The sequence below is a fragment of the Domibacillus iocasae genome, from assembly GCF_001750285.1.
Classification (GTDB): Bacteria; Bacillota; Bacilli; order Bacillales; family Domibacillaceae; genus Domibacillus; species Domibacillus iocasae.
The window spans coordinates 1-13893 of record NZ_MAMP01000003.1 but is presented as its reverse complement, the minus strand read 5'-3'; the positions used below and the strand labels follow the sequence as shown (position 1 = coordinate 13893).

The following is a 13893-nucleotide window of genomic DNA, read 5'->3' as shown; positions in this document are numbered from 1 at the left end:
TTGCTTATTTCCCGAGACAAAACTGTGAAAATAGCTGGTCAATCAAGCTTTCATGGACGCTTTCGCCGATAATTTCGCCGAGCAGCTCCCACGTTCTTGTTAAATCAATTTGAACAATATCAATTGGCACACCTGATTCGACTCCGCTGATTGCATCGGAAATCGAACGATTTGCCTGATTTAATAGAGCAATATGGCGTGAATTAGATACATAGGTCATATCCTGTGCTCCAACGGCTCCAGAAAAAAAGAGTCCGGCAATGGCTTCTTCAAGTTCATCGATGCCTTCTTCTTCAAGAAGCGAAGTTGTCACAAGCCGGCTATTAGCAGCCAGTTCTTTCACACGTTTCATATTTATTTTCGGCTCAAGATCTGTTTTATTGACAATGACAATAACATCCATGCCGGCTACCGCTTCAAATAACTTTTCATCTTCCGGCGTCAGCTCATCGGAATAGTTTAACACAAGTAAAATTAAATCGGCTTCTTTTAATACTTTTCTTGAACGCTCCACACCGATTCGTTCCACGATGTCTTCCGTTTCTCGAATGCCCGCCGTATCAACAAGCCGAAGCGGTACGCCCCTGACGTTGACATACTCTTCAATTACATCCCGTGTTGTGCCAGGAATATCTGTAACAATCGCTTTATTTTCTTGAACAAGCGCATTAAGAAGTGAAGATTTCCCGACGTTTGGGCGCCCGATAATAACAGTGGACAACCCTTCGCGTAAAATTTTTCCCTGTTCTGCCGTCCGGAGCAGCCGATCAATTTCCTTTCGCACAAACTGCGATTTTTGGAGCAGTACACGATGAGTCATTTCTTCCACATCGTCATATTCTGGATAATCAATATTTACTTCTACGTGTGCCAGTGTTTCTAAAATTGCTTGGCGCAGCTGCCCAATCAGCTTCGATAATCGGCCTTCCACTTGATTAAGGGCAACGTTCATTGCTTTATCTGTTTTCGCACGAATCAAATCCATAACAGCTTCCGCCTGGGATAAATCAATTCGGCCATTTAAAAAAGCCCGTTTGGTGAATTCTCCCGGTTCAGCGAGACGCGCTCCTTCATTTAAGACAATCTGCAAAACACGGTTAACGGCTGTTATACCTCCATGGCAGTTAATTTCCACAACATCTTCACGTGTAAATGTTTTTGGGCCTTTCATTAAAGACACCATGACTTCTTCTGCAGTTCGGCCTGTGGATGGCTCTATTAAATGACCGTAATGAATAGTATGGCTCGGCACTGTGGACAGTTTTTTCTGTCCCGGTGCTTTAAATACTTTATCCGCAATCGCAATCGCTTCATCGCCGCTCAGCCGGACGATCGCAATTGCCCCCTCGCCAGACGGCGTCGAAATTGCGGCAATTGTATCAAACTCCACTTCGTTCACCTCTTTTTATGTTGATGTTAATATATGTTATTGCCTGCTGGCTTTCATGTCATTCCCTAAATAAATAGAATACCACAGCCAGCTGGTGAAAAAAAGACAGATAATCGTCCACATGTTGATAACTTATTTTTAATCGGCAATTTTACCGTGGTATTATTTCCCTTTTTATACATAAAAAAAGACATTACCTGGATGGCAATGTCTTTTTAATTGCTTACTTAGCAACAGTATTTTCATTTTTCTTGGGCATTCCATTGATCACCAATGTTTGAACAATCATGAAAATGCTGCCGACTACCCAATACAACGCAAGTGCAGATGGCAGTGTAATACCAAATACGATAACCATAATCGGCATAAGCCAAAGCATCATTTTCATTTGTGGATTTTCCATTGCTGCGCCGGACATCATCAATTTTTGCTGGAAAAATGTAAATACACCGGCCAAAACAGACAAAATAATATCTGGCGAGCCTAAATCAAACCATAAGAATGTATGGTTTTTAATTTCTCCTGTCCGCATAATCGCCTGGTAAAGACCAATAATGATTGGCATTTGAACCAAAATCGGGAAACATCCGGCAAGCGGGTTGACACCATTCTGCTGAAAGAGTGCCATCGTTTCTTGCTGAAGCTTTTGCTGCGTTTGTGCATCTTTTGACTTGTATTTTTCTTGAATTTCTTTAATTTTAGGCTGGATCTCCTGCATCGCTTTAGCGCTTTTCGTCTGCTTGATCATAAGCGGCAAAATGATGATCCGAATAATGATCGTAACGACAATGATCCCAAGACCGTAGCCACCTACTAGATCAGATGTGGCTGTAATAAATTGCGAAAGCGGATAAATGACGTACTCATTCCAGAATCCTTCACTGTCCGCTGTAATGTCCTGATTGACTTCCGTACATCCTGCAAGCAAGACGGAAAAAAGAGCCACCATCAGGACTGAAAGCATTCTTTTGCTCAAGCGGTTGCGCCCCCTGTCATTGGCTTAATTCTTATTGAGTGGATTCGATTGTTCTCGCTGAAGCGCCCGCGCCAGTTTCAATACGTGTATAAGACTCCCCTTCACTTCTGCACAAGACATGTCGGCAGCCGGCTTTCGTGCAATGACAATAAAGTCGTATCCAGGCTTAATGTCTGTCTTCAGTTCCGTAAAGCTCTGTCTTATATATCGCTTAATACGATTACGCACAACAGCGTTGCCCAGCTTTTTGCTGACGGACAAGCCGATCCGGAACGGGACGTTTTGTTCTTTTTTATACAAGTACACAATAAACTGGCGATTCGCGAACGACTTACCTTTACTGAAGACCGTTTGAAAATCGTCGTTTTTTTTAATGCGGAATGGTTTTTTCATGTATGGCACCTGCTGGCTATTTTTAAGGATCAAAGGCTAACTCCGCTGCTTCCTGCGGCAACGCCTTCGTGACCCGCTTCCCGCGGTCCCTCAGCAATCTTTAGAAAAAAAGACCACTGAAATGGTCAGTGGTCTTATGCAGATAGTACTTTTCTGCCTTTAGCACGGCGGCTTGCTAAAACACGGCGGCCGTTTTTAGAACTCATGCGTGCACGGAAACCATGAACTTTGCTTCTTTTACGTTTATTAGGCTGATACGTTCTTTTCATATTAAAACACCTCCCTGAGGTTTTAAAATTCATATTTTCAAAACAGTCTTTGTTAATTATAAGGATGAGCCTGTATCCTGTCAACCAAATTTTAAAATGGCCGTGGATGCAAATTATTTCACTGTCTTTTTGATAAGGAATCTACCTTGTACAGAAAACGCTATTTATAGACCTATTTTTTGCTGTGGACAGTAATCGACAGCATTTTTTGATTATCCACAGCCTCTTCTATGATCTTTTCACAAGTCCGCACCCTGTGGACAATCTTTTAAACAGTGTTTTAAAGCCTGTGGATAAATAATTCAAGCCATTGCACAGTCTCGTTTTTTCTGCTATTATTATTTTGTTTTCACTCTGCATAACTAAAATTCGACATATTATCTATCCACAGTTGTGGATAATATGTGGAAAAATAATGTACAGGGTGTTTTTATCTTTATCCACAGACTGTTAGTTTTGTCGAAAAACTAGTTTCATCTTATTATATATTTATTCACAAACATTGTCATGCATAATTATGAATTTCGCTCGAAATCTAAGGTTTTTTAGTTGTACAAACATTAAACAAACTGCGCTGACAGTCAGTAAGGAGGGGCCAATGGAAAATATTGATGATTTATGGAACAAAGTGCTGGAACGTATCCAGACAAGAATCAGCAAGCCGAGTTACGAAACGTGGGTGAAGTCAACAAAAGCTCATTCGCTTCATGGAGATGCGATTGTTGTTGCAGCGCCTAATTTTTTCAACCGTGATTGGCTTGAAGGGCATTATACGCACTTAACGTCTGAAATTATTGATGAATTAACCGGTGAAAAGCTGGATGTTTATTTTATTTCCCCAGACGTCCATGATCTGAAATCATATGTACCGCCAACACATCGTGCCGAGCAGCCGGCACCAGCTCCAAAATCAAACGGTGAACCAACGATTCAAAGTATGCTGAATCCAAAGTATACATTCGACACATTTGTTATCGGATCTGGTAACCGATTCGCTCATGCTGCATCACTCGCAGTTGCTGAAGCGCCGGCAAAAGCCTATAATCCATTATTCATTTACGGGGGCGTCGGTCTGGGTAAAACCCATTTGATGCACGCCATTGGCCATTATGTAATCGAGCATAATCCTGGTGCAAAAGTCGTTTATTTGTCATCGGAAAAGTTTACGAATGAATTTATTAATTCAATTCGTGATAACAAAGCAGTCGAATTTCGGAATAAATACCGGAATGTCGACGTGCTGCTTATTGATGATATTCAGTTTTTAGCCGGGAAAGAACAGACACAAGAAGAGTTTTTTCACACGTTTAACACGCTTCATGAGGAAAGCAAACAAATTATCATCTCGAGCGATCGGCCGCCTAAAGAAATCCCAACACTTGAAGACCGATTACGTTCCCGTTTTGAATGGGGACTAATTACAGATATCACACCACCGGATCTTGAAACACGGATTGCCATTTTGCGCAAAAAAGCACGTGCGGAAAACTTGGATGTGCCAAATGAAGTGATGCTGTATATAGCAAATCAAATTGATACAAATATCCGGGAGCTTGAAGGGGCTTTGATCCGAGTCGTTGCTTATTCTTCTCTAATTAACAAAGAAGTGAATGCAACTGTCGCAGCAGACGCGTTGAAAGACATCATTCCAGGATCGCGCCCAAAAGTTGTGACCATCCCAGACATTCAACGGGTTGTTGGAGAACAATACGGTATTCGCCTAGAAGATTTCACTGCAAAGAAAAGAACGAAATCCATCGCCTTCCCGAGACAGGTTGCAATGTACTTGTCTCGGGAACTGACTGATTTTTCTCTGCCGAAAATTGGCGAAGAGTTTGGGGGGCGCGATCACACAACAGTGATTCATGCACATGAGAAAATTTCAAAGCTCATGGAAACAGATCCTGCCGCTGCTCAAAAAGTAAAAGAAATCATTACCATTTTAAAAGCTTAATAAGCTGTGAATAAAAAAGGGCGTTCATCAACAGTCTGTCCACATGTGGATAGACTGTTATTATTTCGTTTTTATACACTTATCCACAAATCAACACCCCCTACTACTACGGCTATTATTTTTTAAATATATAATTATTAAAATTGCCCTTATTAAAATTGTTATTCAAAAATAATTTCGGAGGTATTCTTATGAAATTTTCGATTCAAAAAGACCGGCTCGCTGCTGGCATACAAGATGTACTAAAGGCAGTAAGTTCGAGAACAACAATCCCCATTTTGACCGGAATTAAAATTCATGCATCGGATGAGGGGATCACACTGACGGGAAGCGACTCTGATATTTCAATCGAATCGTTCATTCCCAGTGAAGAAGGAGAAGTGGCGATCGCCACAATTGAAGAAACAGGCGGTGTTGTCTTAAATGCACGGTTTTTCAATGAAATCGTCCGAAAACTTCCGGCATCTACTATCGAATTTGAAACATCATCTTCATTCCAAACAATCATTCGTTCAGGACATGCAGAATTTAATTTGAATGGCCAGGATGCTGATGAATACCCCCATTTGCCGCAAATCGATGATGAGAATGTGTTTAAGCTGCCTGCCGACCTTGTGAAAACACTTATTCGCCAAACGGTGTTTGCTGTATCTACGTCGGAAACGCGTCCAATTTTAACCGGGGTAAACTGGAAGATTGAAAACAGCAAACTCATTTGCACAGCTACCGACAGCCACCGTCTTGCTCTTCGCAAAACGGCAGCAGAAGGGCTTCCGGAAGGCGAGTACAACGTTGTGATCCCAGGGAAAAGCTTGACAGAGCTAAGCAAAATTTTGGATGACACAAATGAACCGGTTGAAATTGTCATGACAGAAAACCAAGTATTGTTCCGTTCAAAGCATGTTTTGTTTTTCTCACGATTGCTTGACGGAAATTACCCGGACACAAGTCGTCTTATCCCGGATGAACATAAAACAAAAATCGACTTAAATACAAAAGAATATTTACAGGCCGTTGACCGTGCTTCACTTTTAGCGCGCGAAGGACGAAATAATGTTGTGAAAATGAGCAGCAATGATGATGGGACCGTTGAAATTTCGTCCAATTCACCGGAGATTGGCAAAGTAACGGAGCAAGTAAACAGCTTGGCGGCTGAAGGAGAAGAACTGAAGATCTCATTCAGCGCGAAGTATATGATGGATGCGCTGAAAGCAATCGAAGGGACAGAGATTGAAATTCAATTTACTGGAGCGATGCGCCCATTCGTTATTCGGCCGCTTCATGACGACTCTACTTTGCAATTAATTTTGCCGGTGCGCACATATTAATTAATCTTCGGAAAAGCGGGGCGTATTGGCTCCGCTTCTTTTGTATTTATGTTAAAATAAAGTATTAGGATATTTACGGAGGAAATGAACTTATGACGACAAAAAAAGCAGAAAACGAGGAATTTATTACTCTTGGCCAATTTCTAAAACTGGCGGGCATTATTCAGACCGGCGGCCAGGCAAAGTGGTACTTGAGTGAGCATGAAGTATACATCAATGGAGAACTGGATGCTAGACGCGGCCGGAAGCTTTATGAAGGGGATGAAGTGGAGATTCCTGGTGATGGCGTATACGAAGTAGGATTTGGAACTGAGGAAGACAGCGATTAACGGCCATCGAAAGGTGTTTTCATATGCACATTGAACAACTGGCCTTAGAAAACTATCGGAATTATGAATCGCTCCTCGTGGAATTTGATAATACTGTTAATGTCGTCATCGGTGAAAATGCTCAAGGGAAAACAAATATAATCGAGTCCATCTATGTATTGGCAATGGCCAAATCGCATCGGACATCGAATGATAAAGATTTAATTCGCTGGGAAGCGGAATATGCTAAAATAAAAGGGCGAGTGCAAAAAAAGCACCAGTCACTTCCGATTGAGCTCGTCATTTCAAAAAAAGGTAAAAAAGCCAAGGTCAATCACTTGGAACAAACACGGCTTAGTCAATATATCGGTAACATGAATGTTGTCATGTTTGCACCGGAAGATTTAACACTGGTAAAGGGCAGCCCTCAAGTAAGAAGGCGGTTTATTGATATGGAAATCGGACAGGTATCTCCTGTCTATTTGCACGACTTGAGCCTTTATCATAAAGTGATGCAGCAGCGGAACCATTATTTAAAGCAGCTCCAGACGAAAAGGGCGTCTGACTTTGCAATGCTTGACGTTTTTACCGAGCAGCTTGTGGAGCTGGCGGTGAAAGTGATGAAAAAACGATTTGAATTTATTCGCCTGCTTCAAAAATGGGCGGGACCGCTTCATTCGGGTATTTCACGTGGTATTGAATCACTTTCCATCGTTTATGAGCCGGCAGTCGGGGTAACGGAAGGGCAGAGCGACGATCAAATACGCTCAGCTATGTTGGAGGCGTTCCAAAAGGGCCGGACGAGAGAAATAGACCGGGGTATTACCTTAACCGGTCCACATCGGGATGATCTTCTTTTTTATGTGAACAACAAAAACATTCAAACATTTGGGTCGCAAGGACAGCAGCGCACAACGGCACTTGCTGTGAAACTTGCTGAAATTGAACTGATTCAAGCAGAAATTGGAGAATACCCAATTTTACTGCTCGATGACGTCTTATCGGAATTGGATGATTACCGCCAATCACATTTGCTGAACACGATCCACGGAAAAGTGCAGACGTTTGTGACCACAACGAATACAGACGGTCTTGAGCACGACACATTAAATGCCGCATCGGCTTATAGTGTAACAGCTGGTGCGATTAACCAAATAAAATAAGATTATTTTACCGAAAGAGAAGGTGACTGGATTTGACTATGGACCCGCAAAATACGACACCTTCCTATGATGAAAATCAAATACAGGTGCTCGAAGGACTTGAAGCTGTCCGAAAACGTCCAGGAATGTATATTGGTTCAACAAGTGCAAGAGGACTGCACCACCTCGTCTGGGAAATTGTCGATAACAGCATCGATGAAGCACTAGCTGGTTATTGTGATGAAATCAATGTCACGATAGAAGAGGATAACAGTATTACCGTTAAAGATAATGGCCGCGGGATTCCAGTCGGCATTCATGAAAAAATGGGCCGTCCGGCTGTGGAGGTTATTTTAACTGTCCTTCATGCCGGCGGGAAATTTGGCGGCGGCGGCTACAAAGTATCCGGCGGTCTTCATGGCGTCGGTGCATCAGTTGTTAATGCGCTCTCGACGCTTTTGGAAGTATATGTTCACCGTGATGGAAAAATTCATTATCAAGCATTTAAGCGCGGTGTGCCGCAAGAGGACTTAAAAGTAGTAGGGGAAACGGATATTACCGGCACCCATATTCATTTTCGGCCGGATAGCGAGATTTTCACTGAAACACTCGTGTACGATTATGACATATTAGTACAGCGTCTTCGGGAACTCGCTTTCTTGAACCGTGGCATTAAAATAGCGCTTGAAGATAAGCGTGAAGACGGCAAAAAAAATGAATACTATTACGAAGGCGGAATTAAATCGTATGTGGAGCATTTGAACCGTACGAAGGAAGTGCTGCATGAAGAAGCCATTTTCATGGAAGGAGAGCGCGAAGGCATTCAAGTCGAGGTCTCTCTTCAATATAACGATGGCTATGCAAGCAATATTTACTCATTTGCCAATAATATAAGTACACACGAAGGCGGTACACATGAATCCGGCTTTAAAACGGCACTGACCCGTGTGATTAACGATTATGCGCGTAAAAATGGCTTAGCGAAAGAGCTTGACGGCAATTTATCAGGAGAAGATGTTCGTGAAGGGCTGACAGCCATTATTTCAGTTAAACATCCAGATCCACAGTTCGAAGGCCAAACGAAAACAAAGCTTGGTAATTCAGAGGCGCGTACTGTAACAGACAATGTCTTTTCAGGCCGCTTTGAAGCGTTTATGCTTGAAAATCCAAATGTCGCGCGGAAAATCGTTGAAAAAGGGATGATGGCTGCACGTGCACGAATGGCTGCCAAAAAAGCCCGTGAATTGACACGTCGGAAAAGTGCGCTTGAAGTATCAAGCCTTCCAGGGAAACTGGCAGACTGTTCATCGCGTGATCCAAAAATCAGCGAACTCTATATTGTAGAAGGAGATTCAGCGGGTGGTTCAGCGAAACAGGGGCGTGACCGCCACTTTCAGGCAATCTTGCCGCTGCGTGGGAAAATCTTAAACGTAGAAAAAGCACGTTTAGATAAAATTTTATCCAACAATGAAGTTCGAGCTATGATTACGGCGCTCGGCACAGGCATTAGCGAAGAGTTTGACTTGTCGAAAGCACGTTATCATAAATTAGTGATCATGACGGATGCCGATGTAGATGGTGCGCATATCCGGACATTGCTGTTAACATTCTTTTTCCGGTACATGCGGCCGCTTATTGAAGCAGGTTATGTTTATATTGCCCAGCCGCCGCTTTACAAAGTGCAGCAAGGCAAGAACATCAGTTATGCATACAACGATCATGAGCTAGATGAAATCATGAAAACCATTCCGGCGAATGCAAAACCAATTTTGCAGCGTTATAAGGGTCTCGGGGAAATGAATCCGACCCAGCTATGGGAAACGACGATGGATCCATCTACGCGAACATTGCTGCAAGTAACACTAAAAGACGCAATGGAAGCAGATGAAACGTTTGAAATTTTAATGGGCGATAAAGTAGAACCACGCCGTAAATTCATCGAAGACAACGCACGATACGTAAAAAATCTTGATATATAAGTTGAGAAAGCGTCCGTATTTGCGGACGCTCCGGCTTTTCTTACATTGTCCAGTTCCAGGCGTCATTAGTTCGAGGGCCTTATAGGGTGTGGGTCACAAAGGCTTTGCGGTATAATGCCGCGATTTTAGCCTTTGCTCTAAAAACTACTCGTCTTATGCTTGTCGCCTAAAGCTGTACACCTTGCACTTTTCTTAAAGGGAGGATTTTTCATGGCTGATATGCCAAGCTCCAACGTGAAAGAGATTAATATAAGCCAGGAAATGCGGTCATCGTTTCTTGATTATGCGATGAGTGTTATCGTATCCCGGGCGCTTCCGGACGTTCGTGATGGATTGAAACCGGTACACCGGCGTATTTTATACGCAATGAATGATCTTGGCATGACTGCCGATAAGGCATATAAAAAGTCTGCGCGGATCGTCGGTGATGTTATCGGTAAATATCATCCGCACGGTGACTCAGCCGTATACGAAACGATGGTACGGATGGCGCAGGATTTTAACTATCGCTATATGCTTGTGGATGGCCACGGAAACTTCGGTTCAGTAGATGGCGATGCAGCGGCAGCAATGCGTTATACAGAAGCCCGCATGTCCAAAATTGCCATGGAAATTACGCGTGATTTAAATAAAGATACAATTGATTACAAAGATAACTATGATGGATCTGAACGGGAGCCTGTTGTTCTGCCAGCCCGATTCCCTAACTTGCTCGTAAACGGGGCTTCGGGCATTGCGGTTGGTATGGCGACGAATATCCCGCCACATCAGCTCGGAGAAGTCATTGACGCTATCCTCGCTGTCAGCAAAAATCCGGAGATATCTGTTCTCGATTTGATGGAACATATTCCTGGTCCTGATTTTCCAACTGCTGGCATTTTAATGGGCCGCAGCGGTATTCGCCGAGCTTATGAAACAGGACGCGGGTCCATTATTTTGCGTGCACGGACAGAAATTGAAGAAAAAGCTAATGGCAAAGAAACGATCATTGTGACGGAAATTCCATACCAAGTTAATAAAGCAAAGCTGATTGAGCGTATCGCTGAACTCGTACGTGATAAAAAGGTTGACGGCATTACCGATCTTCGTGACGAATCTGACCGAGAAGGTATGCGAATCGTGATGGAAATCCGCCGTGACGCGAATGCGAGTGTTGTTTTAAACAATTTGTACAAATATACGGCTATGCAGACAAGTTTTGGAATTAATATGCTGGCGCTTGTCGACGGACATCCAAAAGTCCTCGGCTTAAAAGAATGTTTAACGCATTATTTAGCGCATCAGCAGGAAATTATCCGCCGCCGTACACAATTTGATTTAAATAAAGCAGAAGCGCGTGCTCATATTTTAGAAGGATTGCGTATTGCGCTGGATCACATCGACCGTATTATTGCGTTGATCCGTGGCTCACAAACAGCGGATCTTGCTCGCGAAGGCTTAATGGAACAATTCGGCCTATCTGAAAAACAGTCACAAGCTATTTTAGATATGCGTTTGCAGCGCCTTACCGGTCTTGAACGTGAAAAAATCGAAGAAGAATATCAAAATCTGCTGGCTGTTATTACTGAGTTAAAAGCTATTTTAGCCGATGAAGAAAAAATTCTTGAGATCATTCGCGAAGAATTAATTGAAATCAAAAACCGATTTAATGATAAGCGCCGCACAGAAATTACAGACGGAGCGCCGGGTGACTTGATGGATGAAGATTTAATTCCGGTTGAAAAAATCATTATTACATTAACACATAAAGGCTATATTAAACGCCAGCCAATCTCCACATACCGGAGCCAGCGCCGTGGCGGACGTGGCATTCAAGGAATGGGCACGAATGAAAATGACTTTGTTGAGCAGCTGCTTACAACGTCTACTCATGACACAATCCTTTTCTTTACAAATAAAGGAAAAGTGTACCGCTTAAAAGGCTATCAGCTTCCTGAATTCAGCCGGACGGCAAAAGGAATTCCGCTCGTCAACCTGCTGGGTGTTGAACAGGATGAGTGGGTTAACTCGATGTTATTCGTTGAAGAGTTCACGGAGGATTCATTCCTTTTCTTTGCGACTAAACAGGGTGTCGTTAAACGGACACCGTTAATGGATTACGCAAACATTCGAACAAATGGCTTAATTGCGTTAAATATCCGCGACGAAGACGAGTTGATCTCTGTTCGGTTAACGGATGGTAACAAGCATATTGTTATGGGAACACGCGATGGTATGCTTATTCGTTTTCCTGAAGATAATGTCCGTTCTATGGGCCGTACGTCAACAGGCGTAAAAGGAATCACCTTATCAGAAGGGGATTACGCGGTTGGAATGGAACTTGTAGAAGAAAATGATTACATCTTAATCGTCACAGAAAATGGGTACGGAAAATTAACGCCTGAATCTGAATACCGCATTCAAACACGCGGTGGCAAAGGGCTTAAAACACTTAATATTACCGGGAAAAATGGAGCACTTATTGCTGTTAAAACCGTTACGGGTGAAGAAGACCTTATGCTGATTACAATGGGCGGCGTTATGATTCGGATGGATATTGCTACAATTTCTATTACTGGCCGGAATACACAAGGCGTGAAACTTATTCGTCTGGGTGATAGCGAAACGGTGGCTACAGTTGCGAAAGTTGAAAAAGAAGATGAAGAAGAACTAGAAGAACTAGAAGAACTAGAAGAATAAAGAAAAGCACAGGCGTTTCATATGTCTGTGCTTTTTGTCTGTCTATTTTAACTTAATTTCTTTATAATGTAGGTGTAAAGACAGAACGCGAGGTGGAAAATGTATATAGCTGTTGAAATTATTGAACCGGGATACCGGCTAAAAGAAGCGGTTTTAGCCCGAACATCCACTCCCATCATCTCAGCCGGGATGGTTTTGACAGACCAGCATATTCGATTTTTACGTGCTTTTTCAATACAGTCAGTAGACGTTATAGCAGAGGAAGAAAATACGACCGTTTCGTTATATTCAGCATCTCCATCAACTAGTATACTGCCAATAATTGATACAATGGAGCAGCTTTATTTTAAAACATTGGAAAGTGTCAAAGAAGAATTTCAACGGTGGCAGTCCGGAATGAATGTGGAAATTGCCAGGATGCGTACAATTATTTTACCAATTCTGGAATATACATTAGAAAATCCGGAGCAGCTTCAAAAAATTTCATCTTACTCTAAAAAAGACGCATATCTTTACCATCACTCTCTATCAGTCGGCTTATTAAGCGGCATGATCGCCCAAAAGCTGAATTACGATAAGGGATTAATCGTTCAATCAGCTCTCGCAGGACTATTGGCGGACTGTGGTATGTCGAAAATTAAAATGTCTTTGTTAACAAAAAGCACAGCGCTCACTGAAACTGAATACACAGAAATTCAGAATCATCCTGTCGTCAGCTATAAAATGGTAAAAGATTTAAAGCTTTTAAAACCAGAAGCGAAGCTGGCAATTTATCAGCATCATGAACGCTTAGATGGCTCTGGTTATCCTGCGGGTGAAAAAGGAAATGCGATACACCCAATCTCACAATTAATCGGGCTGGCTGATACATACCATGCGCTGACGACCGAGCGGCTGTTTCGTAGAAGAGAATCTGTTTTTAAAGCTATTGAAATGATTCAACAGGATTTATTCGGACAGTTTGATCTTTCTATTATGGGTGCACTGTTTTCATTAGTGGCGGAATTATCTCCAGGCATGCAAGTCACGTTATCAAATGGAATCGAAGGGAAAGTAATATTCGTTCAACCTGGAAATAAGACAAGACCGCTCGTTCAACTCCGAAATGGAGACTTTCTAGATCTAGCGAAACGAAGAGACTTATACATCGAAAAAAGCGAGGAGAAAACAGCCAATTAAAAAGGCTGTTTTTTTTATAAAAAAGACTTGCTCTTTATTTTTATACATGGTATATTATTTAAGTCGTCAGATGATGATAGCGAAAATGAAGCGAAATTGAACATTGAACATTGAAAACTGAACAAAATCAATAAAACGTCAACGTTTTAATTTTTAACTTCTATTAAGAGTACACCCCGTATTTTTAATAGAAACAATTGAGCAAGTCAAACACTTTTTGGAGAGTTTGATCCTCGCTCAGGACGAACGCTGGCGGCGTGCCTAATACATGCAAGTCGAGCGGACTTGACGGAGCT

General features: G+C 42.4%; 11 protein-coding genes and 1 rRNA gene. 8 read left to right on the top strand and 4 right to left on the bottom strand.

Features of this window, described 5'->3' with window-relative positions; genetic code table 11:
• Window positions 1-4: 4 nt before the first annotated feature.
• The 4 genes from mnmE to rpmH all read right to left on the bottom strand — a co-directional run bounded on the left by mnmE (window position 5) and on the right by rpmH (window position 3028).
• Window positions 5-1390 (bottom strand): tRNA uridine-5-carboxymethylaminomethyl(34) synthesis GTPase MnmE, encoded by a 1386-nt coding sequence (gene mnmE / locus BA724_RS02045; protein ID WP_069937033.1) that lies wholly within the window; start codon window positions 1388-1390, stop codon window positions 5-7.
• Window positions 1391-1613: 223 nt separating this feature from the next.
• Window positions 1614-2366: a YidC family membrane integrase SpoIIIJ gene (spoIIIJ, locus tag BA724_RS02040; protein WP_069937032.1), complete on the bottom strand. Its 753-nt coding sequence runs from the start codon at window positions 2364-2366 to the stop codon at window positions 1614-1616.
• Window positions 2367-2390: 24 nt separating this feature from the next.
• Entirely contained in the window at window positions 2391-2759 is a 369-nt protein-coding gene (rnpA, locus tag BA724_RS02035; protein ID WP_069937031.1) for a ribonuclease P protein component, read from the bottom strand.
• A gap of 134 nt (window positions 2760-2893) precedes the next feature.
• The gene (rpmH, locus tag BA724_RS02030) at window positions 2894-3028 is read right to left on the bottom strand and encodes a 50S ribosomal protein L34 (protein ID WP_046180646.1); all 135 of its coding nucleotides are present in this window, start codon (window positions 3026-3028) and stop codon (window positions 2894-2896) included.
• A gap of 598 nt (window positions 3029-3626) precedes the next feature.
• Here rpmH and dnaA point away from each other — a divergent pair.
• The 8 genes from dnaA to BA724_RS01990 all read left to right on the top strand — a co-directional run.
• Entirely contained in the window at window positions 3627-4982 is a 1356-nt protein-coding gene (gene dnaA, locus BA724_RS02025; RefSeq protein ID WP_069937030.1) for a chromosomal replication initiator protein DnaA, read from the top strand.
• A 191-nt stretch (window positions 4983-5173) separates the two neighbouring features.
• Window positions 5174-6310 carry a DNA polymerase III subunit beta gene (dnaN, locus tag BA724_RS02020; protein WP_069937029.1) on the top strand — a complete coding sequence of 379 codons (1137 nt, stop codon included), beginning with the start codon at window positions 5174-5176 and terminating at the stop codon, window positions 6308-6310.
• Between the two features lie 92 nt (window positions 6311-6402).
• Window positions 6403-6639: a S4 domain-containing protein YaaA gene (gene yaaA / locus BA724_RS02015; protein ID WP_069937028.1), complete on the top strand. Its 237-nt coding sequence runs from the start codon at window positions 6403-6405 to the stop codon at window positions 6637-6639.
• A 23-nt stretch (window positions 6640-6662) separates the two neighbouring features.
• Window positions 6663-7781 carry a DNA replication/repair protein RecF gene (gene recF, locus BA724_RS02010; protein WP_069937027.1) on the top strand — a complete coding sequence of 373 codons (1119 nt, stop codon included), beginning with the start codon at window positions 6663-6665 and terminating at the stop codon, window positions 7779-7781.
• A gap of 38 nt (window positions 7782-7819) precedes the next feature.
• Window positions 7820-9739, top strand: a complete 1920-nt coding sequence (gene gyrB / locus BA724_RS02005) for a DNA topoisomerase (ATP-hydrolyzing) subunit B (RefSeq protein WP_069937026.1) — start codon at window positions 7820-7822, stop codon at window positions 9737-9739.
• A gap of 210 nt (window positions 9740-9949) precedes the next feature.
• Window positions 9950-12418 (top strand): DNA gyrase subunit A, encoded by a 2469-nt coding sequence (gene gyrA / locus BA724_RS02000; RefSeq protein ID WP_069937025.1) that lies wholly within the window; start codon window positions 9950-9952, stop codon window positions 12416-12418.
• 99 nt (window positions 12419-12517) lie between these two features.
• Complete coding sequence (locus BA724_RS01995; protein ID WP_069937024.1) at window positions 12518-13597, top strand: HD-GYP domain-containing protein; 1080 nt, start codon at window positions 12518-12520, stop codon at window positions 13595-13597.
• A gap of 214 nt (window positions 13598-13811) precedes the next feature.
• A 16S ribosomal RNA gene (locus tag BA724_RS01990) occupies window positions 13812-13893 on the top strand; the annotation flags it as partial.